Source organism: Ruegeria sp. BF6 (assembly GCF_056538665.1).
Map to the genome: position 1 here is coordinate 1 of NZ_JBQFTN010000012.1, position 15,202 is coordinate 15,202.

Genomic DNA, 15,202 nt, shown 5'->3' on the forward strand with positions numbered 1-15,202 from the left:
GCAAATCCGCCGCATAATCAGACCAATCAGATGGGCCACATCCTCTCTTAGATCAGAGCGCCATCTGTCCCAAAATCCCTGACGACGGACAGCCTGAATGCAGTGATACCGGCCCGACCGTATCTCGGGTTTTCCAAAGCTGATATGGATCTGATCGAGGAGGAAGCGATTGGATTTTTGGGAGGTTGAGCGATAATTGGCTACGAGGCCTGAGACAGCATTGCCATGTAACTAGGGTGCAGCGAACTCATTCGGTTGGATGAGGCCCAAAGCAGTGATGGTTGATCCGCGGGTCGGTGGAGTGGATAAACTTTTTCAGCTTCGAGCAATCCGGCACTGCCTAAGGTAAGCAACGTTTGCCCATAGTGCCCAACCAGAAAGATGATATAGGGAGAGTTCAAGATTGAGCAGAAAGACCAAGCGACGATGAAGACGAAAGAAGTGAAGGATCGCCCCAAGACCAAAGCAAACGAAGCGATGCACCCGCGTGTCATGGAGGAAGAGCTTTTCCTTTCTGACGCATTGGTTAGCCGAGCATACTATTCCGACGAAAACTCTCTAGTCTTCAACATGGAAGTGGAAGAAGCGATTGAGTTTCTTCGAGAACAGAACATTATGGCCAATTGCGTGGTGACGTCACCACCATTCTATGGTCAGCGCGACTACGGTGTCGAAGAACAAATTGGCCTGGAAGAGCACCCAAAGGAATTCATTGAGCGCTTAACTAAAGTGTTTGGGAAGTGCAAATCCATTCTAGCAGAAAATGGCAGCCTATGGGTAAATATTGGGGATACATATTGGAGTGGGAAAGGGCAGCACAGAAGTAGCGAAGCAAAGCAGGACGCGCGAAGATTTGGCCTGAGACCACAAGACCGAAAGGGCGATGGTAAATGGTGCGTGCCGAAACAGTTGCTGTTAATTCCACATCGATTAGCCATCTCAATGCAGGATGACGGGTGGCTCGTTCGAAACGACAATGTTTGGCGCAAACCAAATCCAATACCGGATCAGGTACGCGACCGTTGCTCGATTTCACATGAGTATGTCTTCCACTTTGTCAAACAACGCTGGTACTACTTCGACAAGAACGCGATAGGACGAGTGACAGAATCCGGCTCAGTGCTTCCACCATACGACGTCTGGGAAGTCCCGACCGTCCGCGGCAAACGAAATGGGCACGCTGCACGGTTTTCCGAAGAGTTGGTACGCATTCCGGTGGTAAGCACAACCCCGGCTCGAGGGGTTGTGCTTGACCCATTTGCAGGGAGCGGCACAAGCCTTATTTTCGCACGTCAGCACGGATTCCGTTGTATTGGCATCGATGTGAAAGAAGATTACTGTGAACTGGCTGCAAACGCTTTGAAAAAAATAGCGGATGAAGAAGAAGTAGAAAATGACACAGAATAAAAACTGTCTATCCAGCAGTGCCTAGGCTTGTGAAGAATGTACTTGACTGAAAGTGCGGTTGTAGCCGCGATCAAAGAGTTAAAAGCAAATGTACATCCGTTCTTGGGAATTACCTTTCTTGCTTGCAAGTCATTTGATCTACCAATTGGATACCAAACCCAAGTTAGCGTCGATTCGCTAAACAAAAAACATCTCGAGAAGTTCCACAGAACCGACCCTAAAAGTTCTTACTATTTCCAACCTTTTCGAAGCAATCAGCAGTGGGTGAGTGCAAAAAAATATGCCTCATCAGGGCTGCAAACCGTGAACACACAGACATTCAATCAGGTTTTTTTGCACGCGAGGAACAGCAAGAGCTGGGGATTTGAAGAGGAGTACATCGCAAAGATAAAGGATACTCTCACAGAAATCTCCTATCCAAACCGGGTGTCCGCGTTGGCGCTCGCGATATGGATTTTCAAAGGTAGGAGTATTCGCGCCAATGACGGAATTTCTGGCTTAATAGACCGGTTTTTTCGTGAATTTGGAATCAGCCCTAAGGAACAAAGTGAGCTTTTTCATTTAGACACCCGGATTGACGGAGTGACCGAAGGAAATGCGTTTTCCGAAGAACCGTTTGTGGCATCACGATTGCTGGGACATTTTGAGCCACCGCCCGATGCCAAAACGGAACAAGGCAAATCCCTTGGCTCTCTAACCATATACCAATCCAGCATAGCGGAAAAACTCACGATCAACTTTGGCGAACGGTTGAGTTTGGTGGCAGGGGACAACGGGCTCGGTAAGTCTTTCCTTCTAGAGTTCGCCTGGTGGGCAGCAACTGGGACATGGGCGGGCCGGCCAATACTACCAGATGTGATGGATCGATCCAGGACACCGAGGGTCGAATATACGATAAGTGTTTCCGCGTCGAACAGTGTAAGTGCGGCAATGGAGTTTGACTACTCACAGTACGAGTGGAAGAGGTCGCGAACCAGACGGCGAACCAACAAAACACCCACCGTTCAAGCGCTTTGTATATTCTCACGAGCGGATGGCTCCTTTGCAGTATTTGATCCGATAAAGAACCAAATCGCCGGGTCGTCAACTAACCAGGTAATGACCCTTTCAAGCAATGAGGTTTGGAACGGAAAGGAAGGTGTAATTGAAGGCCTCATCAGGGATTGGATAAGGTGGGAGTCTTCTGAAGACAAAACGACTTTTGACCGATTTAAAGCAGTCTTGCGGAGGCTTAGTCCTGAGGACTTGGGCGAGTTACGCCCCGGCAAATCAATCCGTATATACCCTGATCCGAGAGATATCCCGACCATCGAGCACGAGTACGGTACAGTACCCGTCATTTATGCGTCATCCGGTGTACAAAGGGTGTTGCTACTTTCGTATCTTATTATTTTGGCATGGCAAGAACATGAACTAGCAGCAGATCATTTGTCACAATCCTCGCTGAGACGATTGATCGTTTTCATCGATGAATTAGAAGCGCATCTTCATCCCAAGTGGCAACGAATTGTCTTACCCGCCCTGATGGGCGTTGGCGACTTATTAAGCGGGGAGATGACGATGCAGACTATAGCAGCGACTCACTCCCCCATGATTTTGGCATCAATTGAGCCTGCTTATGACTCCGAGCAGGATGCTCTTTTCCATCTATTTACTGAAAAGGGAGCGGTAAAACTCGAAGAACTTCCGTTTGTTAAGTACGGCGATGCGTCGGGCTGGTTGACGTCCCCGCTATTTGGATTACGGCACGCGAGGTCACGGGAAGCCGAACGAGCAATTGAGCGTGCAAAAGTTCTTCAGCTTGAGGAAAAACCCGACTCACAGGAAGTTGTGAAGCTAACGAACGAGCTTCGACGTGTGCTTTCGAACGAAGATTCGTTTTGGCCGCGCTGGCTCTTCTTTGCTGAAAAGCACGGTGCCAAACTATGATTAGAGTTACTCAAAAAGCCGAATATCTCGATTTTAACAACGAAGTCCGCCGGCCGGGGTCGGAGTATCTGGCTGTAGTTCCCTCTCCCACCTCAAAGCAATTCAGCAAGAAGAACTACTGGAAGCACGCTTTGAAAGAGTTGCACGCCGCATATTCTGGGGTTTGTGCGTACACATCTATGTACTTGCCCGATAGGGGATCTGTGGATCATTTTTTGCCAAAGTCGTCCCATCCACAATTGGCATACGAATGGAGCAACTATCGCCTGGCAAACTCACGGGTAAATTCGTCCAAAGGCAATTCTCTGGAGGTTCTCGATCCGTTTCAGATCAATGATGGTTGGTTTCAACTCGATCTTCCAAGCTGCTTGATCAAGGCGGATCCTGAACTTCCTCGCGAAACTCGTGTTCGCATCAATGCAACTATTAATACGCTGCGGCTCAACAGTGATGACACTTACGTTGAACAGAGATGCCGCATTTTGATTTCCTACGCGCGTGGACAAATCGGCCCACAGTTCTTGGAAGACAACTACCCCTTTCTTCAAAAAGAAATAGTTCGGCAAGGTATTCAAGACCGGCTGTCTGACATTTTTAAGCTTTGACTAGGAGCAACTGATTTAGAGCACAGCCCGAAACATTTGCAGGCGTAGCAATTGTCGACATTTGAAGTGATCCGTGTCGTGACCGCAGCGAACAACAACTCTGTGGCCTCATTGACGGACATCATACATCACCTGTCAGGGGTTCGGAAATCCCCTCGCCGCTACCTTCCCCCCCGAAACCCCGTTACCTGCGTTAAACCCACCGTTAAAAACGCTCTGTGGCGATCCTGATATCCTTCCCTCGCCCCCGGTTTCACAAATCGCTTGCGAACGGCCCGATCTTCGTCATGATCAGGGCAACGCGGACAACGCGCCTCCCCTGAACTCAGTTCAGGTATTTCCCCCAAAATCAGCCAGCTAATTTGCCTCCACGAGTTATGCGATGGAGCAAATTATCCATGTCCACGAAACCCAAGGGGCAGACCAATGTAGCGGCGACACGCAAGGTGGAGGTGTTCCGGCCGGGTACCTTCCGGGCGATGAACGGCCAGGAATACGCATTCACCGAGGCTGACGTGGCCGCCATGGCATCTGGGTACGACGCGCAAGCCGCGCCAGCCCCGGTTGTTGTCGGTCACCCCAAACATGACGATCCCGCCTTTGGCTGGGCGCAGGGCTTTGAGGTCAATGAGAGCGGCACACTGGTGGCCGAGCTGAAGGATCTGGCCCCCGAGTTCGTCTCGGCCGTGGAAGAGGGCCGGTACCGCAAGGTGTCGATGAAGTTCTTTGCGCCGGACGCTTCGAACAACCCGGTCCCCGGCAGCTACTACCCGCGCCATATCGGCTTTCTGGGCGGTGCCGCTCCGGCCGTCAGCGGTCTGGCCCCGGTCGAATTCGCCGACAGTGGCGATGACGAGTTGATCGAGGTGGCGTTCTCGCTGCCGGAAATCGCCGAAAGCAGCGGCTCGATCTTCCGCCGCATCCGTGAGTTCTTCATCGAGAAATACGGGATGGATGCCGCCAACGAGGCCGTCCCCGAATGTCACATCCGCTGGATCGAGCAGGCAGGCGATGAGCCTGAAACTGCCCCCGGCTTTACCTCACCTGAACCAAAGGAGACCTCCATGGGTGGAGATCCCAAAGACTTCGCGGCCCGCGAGGCTGATCTGGCCAAGCGCGAACGCAAGCTGCTGCATGCTGCAAGCGTTGCTTTTGCTGATGACCTGATCGCAAAGGGCAAATTGCTGCCGGTCCAAAAAGACAGCGTGGCCGCACTGCTGGATGAGCTGGGTGGCCTGACCGAGACCGAGATTTCGTTCTCGGATGATGGCACCGAAAAAACCACCAACCCGGCCGACCTGCTGAAAGACATCCTGAACGCGCAGCCGGAGATCGTGCCGCAGGGCGAAACCGATCTTGGTGACGAGCCTGGATCGGCAAATGTGTCCTTCGCCGCGCCTGATGGCCTGTCGGTGGACCGCGACGATCTCGCGCTGCACGGCAAGGCGGTCGCCTTCCAAAAAGCCAACCCCGGCACGGCCTATATCGACGCCGTCGCCGCCGTACAGGGAGCCTGATCCATGGGTCCGCTACTGTCTTCCATTTCCGTTCTGCGCATCTCCGTCACGCTGACGGGGAATGTCAGCGCGCATCGCTTCGTGACTGTCGGTGGGGCGCAGGCCGGTGAGGGTGAAGCTGCAATCGGTGTGTCGCATAACGACGAGGTCACCGGTCGTGCTGTTGCCGTCGATGTCATCGGCGTACGCGACATGATTGCCGGTGCCGCCATCGCGAAGGGGGCCGAGGTCCAGTCGGACGCCAACGGCCAGCCGATCACCAAAGCCGCAGGGGTTGCCACCGGGCTGGCCCTGACCGCCGCCGTCAATCCTGGCGACGTCGTCAAAATCCTCGTGAAGTAAGGGGCAAATATGACTCGCAACATGAACACCGCCCAGGCCCGTGTGATTGACCCGATCCTGTCGACACACGCGCAGGGCTATCGCAACGCCGAGATGATCGGTCACCTGCTTTTGCCGGTGGTGGATATCCCGACCCGTGGCGTCCGCGTGCTGAAATTCGGCAAGGACAGCTTCCGCAAGATGAACACCCGCCGCGCGCCCGGCGCGGAATACCAGACCGTGCAGTACGGCTATGCGTCCAACCCGGTTGCCCTGCAGCAGGAGGCTCTGGCCGCCAAGGTGCCGTGGGAGAACATGGAAGAAGCCTCCAAGGTGCCCGGCGTCGATCTGGCGCGCGGCAGCGTCGAGATGGTTCTGGATATCATCGCTCTTGGCCGCGAATTCGACATCGCCGGGATCGTTCGGGATCCGAACAACTATGGTGCCAACAACAAGATGTCCCTGGCGGGCGCGGACAAATGGTCTTACCCTGACAGTGATCCCGCCAAGGACATCAAGGAAGGCAAGGAACAGATCCGCCGCCGCATCGGTCGTTACCCCAACCAGCTGACCATTGGCGCGTCCACGTTCAACGTGTTGAGCGAACATCCCAAGATCAAGGCGCAGTTTAAATACACCAGCTCCGACTCGATCACGGTCGAGATGCTGGCGAAGTATTTTGACGTCAAAAAGGTCATTGTCGGCAAGGCGGTGTTCCTGGACGAAGCCGCGCCGGATGACGCGGATGCGCAGGATATCTGGGGCGACGATGCGATCCTGTCGTTCAAGCCCGAGGGCACGAACTACATGGTTCCGTCCTTTGGCTACACGTACCGCCTGCGGGGCCATCCGATGATCATGAAGCCCTATTCGGACGATAGCTGCGACAGCTGGGTCTACAAGATCAAGGAAGAATGGTCTCCCGAACTGACCGGTGCCGATGCCGGGTTCCTGTTCCAGGCCCCGATCTAACCACTACCCCCCTCAGAACACCCCCTGAGAGCAGGAGAGCGGGGATCAACCCCGCCGCCACCGTCCTGGGCATGACAGAAAACTGCCAACCCCAATCAACGGAGACCTGAAATGTCCCATATTGCGAACCACCGCATCAAGAAAGACGGCAAGTATTACGCGACCGGAGAACCCATCGAACTGACCGACGACGAACTGGCGGACCTGCCGGACGGTGCGGTGCGTGAAGCAGATCCCGAAGACGCGCCCGCAGACGAAACCGGCGATGCTGACAAGAACGTCGCCAACGTTGTGAAGGCTGAGGCTGAAACGTTCGCCAAGGTGCGCGCGGCCGTGCTGGAGTTGCCCGATGAGGCCTTCAAGAAGGATGGCGATATCCGCGCCGACGCGCTGCGTGAGCTGAACGAAAAGCTCGGGATGCAGCTGACCGCTGAAAACGTCGCCGCCGCCAAGGCATCCAAAGAGTAAACGACGATGGGGCGTTTCCTGACCTCTGACGGTTTCATTGCCCAATTCGGCGAGGCCGAAGCCCAGCTGATCGCGGGCACCGGAGCCTTCAACAGCCTGGAAGGCAGCCAGATCGACGTGGCGCAGATCGACAAGGAAATCGCCTTTGTTGATGAGTTGATCGCCGGGTTCGTGATCGTGCGCCATGACTGGCTGCGCACGGTGGATGTCCAGGACATGCCCAACCTGCTGAAGGGGTTCGGTTACGACATCGTGCGTTACCGACTGCGTGACAAGAAGGGCAGTCAGGGCCAGATCACCGACACTGTCGAGGAGCGATACAAGGCCGCCATGAAGGGCCTGCAGGCCATCAGCGAAGGCAAGTTGGATCTGCCGCGCGACCGATTGGACAGCGCTGACCTGGACAGCATCGAAACACCTGACCCCAAAGCCGACCTGCCCTCGATCACCGGGGGCGCACCGCAAGCCTCCGACATCCTGAAAGGGTACTGACAATGTCCACCAAACTGAAACCCACCGCGCTGGAAAAGATCGAGGCCGGAATCGTTGCGCTCCTGAAGGAGCACCTCGGGTCTGATTACCTAATCGATATCTTTCCGGATCGGCCCGGTGATTTCGACATGGGCAAGGCCAACAAAGCCGCGCTGGTGCAGTACACCGGCTCAAACTATGCCGCTCCGGATGGCACCAAGTCCGGCTGGCAACAGCGTAGCCCGTCCTTTGCCATTCACCTGCAACTGCGCACGCTGGGCCACGCAATGCGCGGCACACGCGAAGTCGAGCAGGTGCGCTTTGCCCTGCAGGCCGCAAACATCGAGGGGGCAGAGCTGCGCCTGGTCCGCGACGGGATCGCAGATCAGGACGAGAGTTTCTGGCGTTACGTGATCGAGGTGGCCTGCACCATCCCGGCCGTGCCACGTCCGCAGAACGCCCACACTGCCCTCATGACCGATTTCACGAAACAAGGAGCCTGACATGGCCCGATACACCTATCACGGCCCGGTGCAGCATATCTCGATTGCTGTCGGGCAAAAGAAAGGCCCCGACGGGGAGTTGCAGTCCGAGTTCAAGGACGTGGCGCTGATCCCCGGTGCCGATCCGCTCGAGTTGCCCGCCGACAATGACGTCGTGAAGGGCATGATCGACCGCAGGCAGCTGCTGGAGGTTGATGACGCCGCCGCCAAGCCCACCACCAAATCCGCGAAGAAAGGATAAACCATGCCCTATTACGGCGTTGAAATCACCGAAACCGGCCCCGGTTCATCCACTGTCCGCACTCAGCCCGTGGCCACCGTGTTTCTGATCGGCACCGCGCCCATTGATGACGTCCATGCGACCGCCCAAGAGCAGGCACCCTACATCAACAAGTCGATCATCATCAAAACACGGGAAGAAGCTGCCGCCGCCTTTGGCGCGCATAAAACGGGCTTTACCATCCCTTCGGCGCTGGATGCCATTTTCGACCAGGCGGGCACCACGGGCGTTGGCGAGATCGAAGTGGTCAATGTCTACGACCCCGCCGTCCACACGGGCGGTGTTGGTGACGTGGACAATACCCACATCATTGGCGCGTTTTCAGCTTCGGGTGTACCCAGCGGCCTGAAGCTGGCCTATGACAGCTATCAGCGCTTTGGCCGGTTTGCGAAGATCCTGCTGGCCCCCGGCTTCACCGGCCTGACCGGCGTGCGTGCCGAGCTGGAGACGATCTGCGCACGGATCCGCGCCCGCGCGATCCTGGACACGCCCACAGGTGTGACGGCGCAGCAGGTGCGCGAGGCGCGCGGACCATCCGGCAGCTTTGACCTGCAGTTCTCCAATCGTCGCCTGGTCCCGGTCTGGCCGCACATGGTGGTCGTGGACACGGCCAATGCGGGGCAAACCCGTCTCGATCCCTATTCGGCGCGTTTTGCCGGGGTGTGGCTGCGCACCATCATGGAGAACGGCTACCATCACTCACCCTCGAACCGCCCGATCTACGGCATCGAAGAGTCGGAGACCCCGGTTCTGTACATCCCCGGTGACGCCACTTCGGATGTTCAGGGGCTGCGCGATTCCGGGATCGTTACCGTCGAGGAGCGCTGGGGCAAGGGTCCGCATGTGTCAGGCAACCGTTCCAGCGCGTGGCCGACTGACACCGATATGCGCAACTTCCTGCATGTCCAGCTGATCGAGGACGCGCTGGACGAGGGCGTGATCGCCTTCCTCGACCAGCACAAGGACCGCAACGGCAATCTGGCCCGGATCGAGTTCATCGAAGAGCAGATAAACGACTGGCTCAAGTCGCTGATGATCGGCGATGACCCGGTTCTGTCCGGCGGCCAGTTCCGCTTTGACCGCACCAAAACCACCAGCACCACGGTGGCACAGGGTCAGTATTTCTGGCGTCTGACCTATGCCCCTGTTGGCGTGATGGAGCGTATCACCGTGGATCGCAACATCGACCTGAACCTGTTGGGCAACGCCCTGCAGCTGGCCGCGTAAGAAAGGAACCTAGACCCATGTTGCAATACGGACAGGTCACAGACGCCCCGGTCTACCTTGATGACAAGGAACTGCTGGGCATCTGCAACGAGTTCAACATTCCCGAAATCGAAAGCGGCACCATCGAGCATGACACGCTGGGGTCGGTTGGTGTGCTGATGCTGCCCCAGCATGGCCTCAGCGGGCTGGCGGGCAGCATCAAGCTGATGTTCCCCGAGCCGTCGATGGTTGCCATGTTCTCGCGCCCGAACAAGGCGGCGAAGTTTCAGGTGCATCAGAAGATCGATGTCTTCGATTCAGACGGCCTCAACGAGGAAAAGTCGGACACGCTGATCACCCACGTCAAAGCGCTGTTCAACAAGAACGCTTTCGCCTCGGTCAAAAAGGGCGAAGCGCACGAAGACACGGCCGATTTTACTTGCACCTACCTGATGCAGCGCCTGACCAGCTCGGACGTGCCGCTGGTCGAGATCGACCTCTTCGCCAACATCTACAAGGTCAACGGCGAGGATGTTTGGCCGAGCTGATCCCGAATTGGTGGCGACAGTTCCGGCCGCCACCAACCCCGGCAGGCTCCGCTTTTTGGGCATTCGGCGGAGCCTGCCAACCATGCCCTAGAGATGCCCCGGAGATCCCACCATGGAAACCCAAACCGGAGACAGCGGCGTTGTTGCCCGCCTGAAAAAGCACAAGGCCGAGAAAACCGGCGTCAACGAAACCACGCTGCCGGAAACCGGCATCACCGTGACCTGGCCGAAATTCCAGCCGCACGCCGTGTGGATGCGCGCTCAGCGGGCAGCAAAGAAGAACCCGATGGCCACGTCGGACATCTACGTCACGATGGTCTGCAAGTTCGACGGCGAAAAGCTCACCCTCGATGAATTCAAGCAGCTGGTCCCAACCAGCGACGTTCTGCACCTGACCGGCGAGGTTCTGGGTGACGGCTTTGATGACGAGGACGGCGGGGGAAACGACCAGAGCTAAGTACTCCGCTTGATCATATCCATCTGATCGACTGCGGGTTTTCCCACTCCGAGCTGATGGACATGACCGAAGAGGAGTTCTGCTTCTGGCGGGATGAACGCCTCGAATATGACCAGCTGGTCGCCGAGGCCATCAAGAAACAGACCAAGCCGAAGGAAGACACATGAGCCGCCGCAAAGCCGAAATGGTGCTGAAGCTGGTCGACAAGGCCTCTCGCCCGGCGCGGCGGTTCATCGCCCTGCAGAAACGCATGGGGCGCGCGACCGAGTTGGCAAACCGGGTCTCGCAGCGTTCGGCCGCAGCCGCGAAACGCGCAACCGACCTATACACCCGCGCTGTTGGCGGCTTGGCGCGCGCGCAGGACGCCCTGCGTGCCCGTATGCGACGCACCAATCAGGTCATCGCCACGCAACGCGCGCGGCTGCGATCCTCGGTCGCGATGATGCGCGACGGTGCGCTTGGCGTCGGCAGGGCGGCGTTGGTCGCCGGTGGCCTCTGGACCGCCTATAGCGGAACCGTCTCGGCGGCGGGCACTGCGATGCTCAGCCCGGCCCGTCAGTTTGAGCGGTTCCAGACCGTTCTGACCACCACGGAAGGCTCGGCGCAGGCCGCGCAGGAAGCCATGAAATGGGTCGAGGATTTCGCCGTCAAAACGCCTTACGAACTGGACCAGGTCATGGCGTCTTTCGTGCAGTTGCGCGCCTATGGCCTCGATCCTACCAACGGGATGCTGAAAACGCTGGGCGATGCCTCGGCCGCGATGAACAAACCGCTGATGCAGTCCGTTGAGGCCATGGCCGATGCCGTCACGGGCGAAAACGAACGCCTGAAGGAACTGGGCATCAAGGCAGCCAAAGTCGGCCAGCACTTCGAATATTCCTATACCGGACAGGACGGCACCACCAAGATCGTGCGCGCACTGGCAAGCGACCGGCAGGCCATTCAGGCGGCGATCCTCGGCATTTTCAACGAGCGTTACGACGGGTCGATGGATCGGCTGTCAAAAACCTTTGACGGCATGTTCTCGAATGTCGTGGACCAGTGGACCAAGTTCCAGCGCATGATCATGGGCTTCGGCGTCTTCGACTGGATGAAGAGCAAGCTGAAACTAGTCCTGGATGAGATCAACCGGCTGGAAGCCTCGGGCGAGCTGGAGCTTTGGGCCAAGCGGATCGCGGATAACATCCTGATCGGGCTGGAAGCGATCTGGAGTTTTGGGGCCAGCGCCGTCGAGTTCTGGCAGACCCTTTATCCGGTCATGCAGGCTGCTGCTGATGCCCTTGGCGGTTGGCGCAATCTGGCGCTGGCTCTCCTGGCTATCCCGCTTCGGGGCTTCCTGATCGGCGCGGCGCTCGGCATGTTCCAGTTCGCACGGGGTGCGTTGCTTGCCGGTCGTTCTCTGGCCAGCATCGGCCTCTTGTCAGCAGCCAGCGGGGCATGGCGTCTCGGCGGCGCGTTTCTTGCCCTGCTGAACCCGCTAAAGCTGGTCCGGGCGGCGTTCATCGCGATCCGGTTTGCCATCATTTCCACCGGGATCGGCGCGTTGGTTGTCGGTCTCGCCATGGCCGGGACGTGGATCTACAACAACTGGTCCGGTCTTGTCGCGTTTTTCAAGGGTTTTGGGGAAACCTTCATGGCCAGCCTTGGCCCGGCCCGTCCGCTGGTTCAGGGTATCGTGGATATCGCTGCCGATCTTTGGCAGTGGATGACCGATCTGACCGGCCCAATTAACGCCAGCGCTGAGACATGGCGGCAATGGGGGGTAACAGCGGGTGAGGCTGTCGGAACCCTTGTGTCCAACATCATGAACCTGCCCACGTATCTGTCCGATCTCAGTGGTCAGCTATACGACAAGGGTGTCGAGTTCATGCAATGCCTTTGGGACGGCATGGCATCCATCCTAACGGTCATGGTGGACTCAATCTCTGCAAAGCTGGCTGGCATCATTCCCGACTGGATGAAGTCGGCATGGGAATGGGCGCAGGGTAATGACACAGAGGCCAGCACGCGGGCCGCATTGCTTGCGAACAGGCCCGGCCCGCCTCCCGGCGTTGCTGCGTCTGGCAAGGCGGCGCGCGCAGCTGCGGTTGCCGGGGCTTTGGCGGTCGGTGGCGGTGGGGCGCTGGCAGCGCCGGGCGAGGTTGATGGGTCGCGCTATGTCAATCCGCGCGCCGGCAACAACACGACAGTCTCCGCGCCGGTTACAATCGAAATCAAAGGCAACGTTGACCGGGAAGTCATGCCCGATCTGGAGGAGCCTGCTGAACGCACGGCCGACAAGGTCGAAGAGCGGATCCGCGAGTCGCAACGCAGGGGGCATGACTGATGCTTGGACTGTTTGGAGACTCTGTCATCGGCACCGATCACCTGACCGGCCCGACGTCTGACACAGAAGTCAAAGCCGCCCGGTTTGCGCGGCACACACCACTGCGCGGCCAGTCGATCCTGCAGGATCTGGGCAATGATAACGGCACAAAGCGGTTGCGGTTCTTCTTTGATGAAACCTTCTGTGACGTTGAAACGGAAAAGGCCAAGATCGAGACCGCGTTTCAGGCGCGCGTCCCCATGCGGCTGTTCTTCGATCTGCAGGGCTTTGAGGTTGGCGTCTACATCATCGAACGGCTGCGCACTCGAAACCTGAAGACCACGCCGCGCGGCCGTCTGGTTCGGGCTGAGCTGGAAGTTGAGCTGATCGAAAGCCCGGTCAGCACGGGCGGCATGCTGGATGCGATTGCTGGTTCGGCGCGCGCTGCACTCAACCCCGCCCTGCGGAGGCTGAAATGAGCGACTACCTGGAACACATCACCCAGCCGGGCGAGCGCTGGGATCTGATCGCCCATCGCTACTATGGCGATGCCAAGCTGATGCACCACATCCTGAAGGCAAATCCTGATCTGCTCGGAGATCCGGACAGCCCTGTTCCCTTGGTTCTCGATCCCGGCACCAAGCTACAGATTCCGGTCCTCGAGCAGGCGCAGCTCTCCGCTGTGCAACTGCCGCCCTGGAAGCGGATCACGTCATGATCGGCCCGCAGAAACCTGTTGTCGACATCACGGTCGCGGGTGCGAGCGCAGGTCTCGTGCTGGGCCGTGACCTGAAGGAGTTTACCTATCGCGACGTCCATCACGGCGAGGTAGACGATATCACCTTCAAGCTGGGTGACGGGCGCGGGCTGTGGCGCGGTGACTGGGGCATCGATGAAGGCACCAAGGTCTCGGCCGTGATGGGCTATGGCGGTCTGTTGGGTGTTCGTGTGCCCTGCGGGCTGTACGCCGTGGACGAAACCGAAGCCTCTGGCGATGCAGGCGGCGACACGGCCACGTTCAGAGCGCTTTCAGCCTTCACATCGAAAGAGCTGCGCACCGAGCGTTCTGACGCCTATGACGAGATGAAGCTGGCCGATATCGTCGCCAGAGTCGCAAACCGCCATGGCCTCACCGTGGTCGGAGATATCCCCGACCTGAGCTTTGAGCGCATTACCCAGAACAAGAAGGGTGATCTACGGTTTCTGACCGGGCTGGCCGAAGACTGGGGCTGCTATTTCTCGGTCAAGGGTGACCAGCTGGTGTTCACCGCCCGCGAAGCCATCGAGAGCGCCGCGCCGGTTCGCCGGTTTGACCTGGTCACAGGGGATCCGGTCACGCGCTACAGGTTCCGGAAATCAACACACAAGCTCTATGCCAAGGCCGTCGCCCGCTATCTGCATCCCGCCCGCAAGGCAACCTTGACTGCGACGGCCGAGGATCCGCGTGTGCCCTCTGGTGACACCCTGAAGCTGGATGACCGGGTTGAGACACAGGCCCACGCCGAGCGCATGTGCGTGGCGCGTCTGGCACGGGAAAACGATGACCTGGGTACAGGGCGCATCACTACCGTGGGCGACCCCAAGCTGTTGGCTGGTCAGGTTGTGGAACTGGCCCCCAGTTACGGCCGCTATGCAGGCCGCTGGCTGATCACCATGGCCAAGCACCGGTTCAATTCGGGTGGCTACACCACGCATATTTCTCTCAAGCTGGTGGGCTAGGAGATGCAACACGAGCAGATGAAACGCGGCATCGTTGTTGACGGTCGCGGCTCGCAAGTCCGGGTCCGTTTCGATGACAACGATCAGATGATCTCGGGCTGGTTGGATGTCGCGCAGCGCAGCACGGCCGGAATGAAGGTCTTCACCCGACCCAAAGTGGGCAGCCAGGTGGTTTGCCTGATGGATGCAAACCGCGAGGCCGGCGTTGTCCTGGGCGCGGTCTATTCCGACGCGGATCCCGCCCCGGCCGGGAATGAGGGGACGGTGCATTTCGAAATGCCGGATGGGTCAACCGTGATCTGGGAAGGCGGTGCGTTTTCTATTAACCACGCAAGTGGGATCGTCCTGATTATTGCAGGTGGCAAGCTGGTCGTGCAGGGCAATCTCGAGGTTGACGGGAATTTTTCTGTTACGGGTCAAACGACGCTAGCCAACACCTCGATCAACGGGATAGGGCAAGTCGAAGACTAATCGACATTTTTAGCAGGATCTCC

General features: G+C 57.9%; 18 protein-coding genes. All 18 read left to right on the forward strand.

Annotation, left to right across the window (positions count from 1 at the left end; translation table 11 throughout):
- Positions 1 to 426: 426 nt before the first annotated feature.
- Positions 427 to 1,407 carry a DNA-methyltransferase gene (locus tag ACR0IM_RS18880; RefSeq protein WP_480682835.1) on the forward strand — a complete coding sequence of 327 codons (981 nt, stop codon included), beginning with the start codon at positions 427 to 429 and terminating at the stop codon, positions 1,405 to 1,407.
- A gap of 42 nt (positions 1,408 to 1,449) precedes the next feature.
- A complete protein-coding gene (locus tag ACR0IM_RS18885) occupies positions 1,450 to 3,336 on the forward strand; it encodes an AAA family ATPase (protein ID WP_480682836.1) in 1,887 nt (628 codons plus the stop codon).
- Positions 3,333 to 3,941 (forward strand): HNH endonuclease family protein, encoded by a 609-nt coding sequence (locus tag ACR0IM_RS18890; RefSeq protein WP_480682837.1) that lies wholly within the window; start codon positions 3,333 to 3,335, stop codon positions 3,939 to 3,941. The genes ACR0IM_RS18885 and ACR0IM_RS18890 overlap by 4 nt, the downstream gene beginning before the upstream one ends.
- Before the next feature lie 398 nt (positions 3,942 to 4,339).
- Complete coding sequence (locus tag ACR0IM_RS18895; RefSeq protein WP_480682838.1) at positions 4,340 to 5,458, forward strand: hypothetical protein; 1,119 nt, start codon at positions 4,340 to 4,342, stop codon at positions 5,456 to 5,458.
- Positions 5,459 to 5,461: 3 nt separating this feature from the next.
- Positions 5,462 to 5,800, forward strand: a complete 339-nt coding sequence (locus tag ACR0IM_RS18900) for a capsid cement protein (RefSeq protein WP_480682839.1) — start codon at positions 5,462 to 5,464, stop codon at positions 5,798 to 5,800.
- A 9-nt stretch (positions 5,801 to 5,809) separates the two neighbouring features.
- Complete coding sequence (locus tag ACR0IM_RS18905; RefSeq protein WP_480682840.1) at positions 5,810 to 6,751, forward strand: major capsid protein; 942 nt, start codon at positions 5,810 to 5,812, stop codon at positions 6,749 to 6,751.
- Between the two features lie 111 nt (positions 6,752 to 6,862).
- On the forward strand, positions 6,863 to 7,219 hold the full coding sequence (locus ACR0IM_RS18910; protein ID WP_480682841.1) for a hypothetical protein: 357 nt from the start codon (positions 6,863 to 6,865) through the stop codon (positions 7,217 to 7,219).
- Positions 7,220 to 7,225: 6 nt separating this feature from the next.
- Positions 7,226 to 7,711 (forward strand): phage protein Gp36 family protein, encoded by a 486-nt coding sequence (locus tag ACR0IM_RS18915; RefSeq protein WP_480682842.1) that lies wholly within the window; start codon positions 7,226 to 7,228, stop codon positions 7,709 to 7,711.
- 2 nt (positions 7,712 to 7,713) lie between these two features.
- The gene (locus tag ACR0IM_RS18920) at positions 7,714 to 8,193 is read left to right on the forward strand and encodes a Gp37 family protein (RefSeq protein WP_480682843.1); all 480 of its coding nucleotides are present in this window, start codon (positions 7,714 to 7,716) and stop codon (positions 8,191 to 8,193) included.
- A gap of 1 nt (position 8,194) precedes the next feature.
- Positions 8,195 to 8,434, forward strand: coding sequence for a hypothetical protein (locus ACR0IM_RS18925; protein WP_480682844.1), 240 nt, complete (start codon positions 8,195 to 8,197; stop codon positions 8,432 to 8,434).
- Between the two features lie 3 nt (positions 8,435 to 8,437).
- Positions 8,438 to 9,700, forward strand: a complete 1,263-nt coding sequence (locus ACR0IM_RS18930) for a phage tail sheath family protein (protein ID WP_480682845.1) — start codon at positions 8,438 to 8,440, stop codon at positions 9,698 to 9,700.
- Positions 9,701 to 9,717: 17 nt separating this feature from the next.
- Complete coding sequence (locus ACR0IM_RS18935) at positions 9,718 to 10,227, forward strand: phage major tail tube protein (RefSeq protein ID WP_480682846.1); 510 nt, start codon at positions 9,718 to 9,720, stop codon at positions 10,225 to 10,227.
- A 112-nt stretch (positions 10,228 to 10,339) separates the two neighbouring features.
- Positions 10,340 to 10,684 (forward strand): hypothetical protein, encoded by a 345-nt coding sequence (locus ACR0IM_RS18940; RefSeq protein WP_480682847.1) that lies wholly within the window; start codon positions 10,340 to 10,342, stop codon positions 10,682 to 10,684.
- A 163-nt stretch (positions 10,685 to 10,847) separates the two neighbouring features.
- Positions 10,848 to 13,010, forward strand: a complete 2,163-nt coding sequence (locus ACR0IM_RS18945; protein WP_480682848.1) for a tape measure protein — start codon at positions 10,848 to 10,850, stop codon at positions 13,008 to 13,010.
- Positions 13,010 to 13,468 (forward strand): phage tail protein, encoded by a 459-nt coding sequence (locus ACR0IM_RS18950; RefSeq protein ID WP_480682849.1) that lies wholly within the window; start codon positions 13,010 to 13,012, stop codon positions 13,466 to 13,468. Before ACR0IM_RS18945 ends, ACR0IM_RS18950 begins: the two co-directional genes overlap by 1 nt.
- Entirely contained in the window at positions 13,465 to 13,707 is a 243-nt protein-coding gene (locus tag ACR0IM_RS18955) for a tail protein X (protein WP_480682850.1), read from the forward strand. The genes ACR0IM_RS18950 and ACR0IM_RS18955 overlap by 4 nt, the downstream gene beginning before the upstream one ends.
- Positions 13,704 to 14,708, forward strand: coding sequence for a phage late control D family protein (locus ACR0IM_RS18960; RefSeq protein ID WP_480682851.1), 1,005 nt, complete (start codon positions 13,704 to 13,706; stop codon positions 14,706 to 14,708). Before ACR0IM_RS18955 ends, ACR0IM_RS18960 begins: the two co-directional genes overlap by 4 nt.
- A 3-nt stretch (positions 14,709 to 14,711) precedes the next feature.
- A complete protein-coding gene (locus tag ACR0IM_RS18965) occupies positions 14,712 to 15,179 on the forward strand; it encodes a phage baseplate assembly protein V (RefSeq protein ID WP_480682852.1) in 468 nt (155 codons plus the stop codon).
- Positions 15,180 to 15,202 lie beyond the last annotated feature (23 nt).

Excerpts from the sequence above, each read along its gene's own strand:
- ACR0IM_RS18880 (WP_480682835.1), top strand. The coding sequence starts at position 427 with ATGAAGACGAAAGAAGTGAAGGATCGCCCCAAGACCAAAGCAAACGAA.
- ACR0IM_RS18890 (WP_480682837.1), top strand. The coding sequence starts at position 3,333 with ATGATTAGAGTTACTCAAAAAGCCGAATATCTCGATTTTAACAACGAA.
- ACR0IM_RS18895 (WP_480682838.1), top strand. The coding sequence starts at position 4,340 with ATGTCCACGAAACCCAAGGGGCAGACCAATGTAGCGGCGACACGCAAG.
- ACR0IM_RS18900 (WP_480682839.1), top strand. The coding sequence starts at position 5,462 with ATGGGTCCGCTACTGTCTTCCATTTCCGTTCTGCGCATCTCCGTCACG.
- ACR0IM_RS18905 (WP_480682840.1), top strand. The coding sequence starts at position 5,810 with ATGACTCGCAACATGAACACCGCCCAGGCCCGTGTGATTGACCCGATC.
- ACR0IM_RS18910 (WP_480682841.1), top strand. The coding sequence starts at position 6,863 with ATGTCCCATATTGCGAACCACCGCATCAAGAAAGACGGCAAGTATTAC.
- ACR0IM_RS18915 (WP_480682842.1), top strand. The coding sequence starts at position 7,226 with ATGGGGCGTTTCCTGACCTCTGACGGTTTCATTGCCCAATTCGGCGAG.
- ACR0IM_RS18920 (WP_480682843.1), top strand. The coding sequence starts at position 7,714 with ATGTCCACCAAACTGAAACCCACCGCGCTGGAAAAGATCGAGGCCGGA.
- ACR0IM_RS18925 (WP_480682844.1), top strand. The coding sequence starts at position 8,195 with ATGGCCCGATACACCTATCACGGCCCGGTGCAGCATATCTCGATTGCT.
- ACR0IM_RS18930 (WP_480682845.1), top strand. The coding sequence starts at position 8,438 with ATGCCCTATTACGGCGTTGAAATCACCGAAACCGGCCCCGGTTCATCC.
- ACR0IM_RS18935 (WP_480682846.1), top strand. The coding sequence starts at position 9,718 with ATGTTGCAATACGGACAGGTCACAGACGCCCCGGTCTACCTTGATGAC.
- ACR0IM_RS18940 (WP_480682847.1), top strand. The coding sequence starts at position 10,340 with ATGGAAACCCAAACCGGAGACAGCGGCGTTGTTGCCCGCCTGAAAAAG.
- ACR0IM_RS18945 (WP_480682848.1), top strand. The coding sequence starts at position 10,848 with ATGAGCCGCCGCAAAGCCGAAATGGTGCTGAAGCTGGTCGACAAGGCC.
- ACR0IM_RS18950 (WP_480682849.1), top strand. The coding sequence starts at position 13,010 with ATGCTTGGACTGTTTGGAGACTCTGTCATCGGCACCGATCACCTGACC.
- ACR0IM_RS18955 (WP_480682850.1), top strand. The coding sequence starts at position 13,465 with ATGAGCGACTACCTGGAACACATCACCCAGCCGGGCGAGCGCTGGGAT.
- ACR0IM_RS18960 (WP_480682851.1), top strand. The coding sequence starts at position 13,704 with ATGATCGGCCCGCAGAAACCTGTTGTCGACATCACGGTCGCGGGTGCG.
- ACR0IM_RS18965 (WP_480682852.1), top strand. The coding sequence starts at position 14,712 with ATGCAACACGAGCAGATGAAACGCGGCATCGTTGTTGACGGTCGCGGC.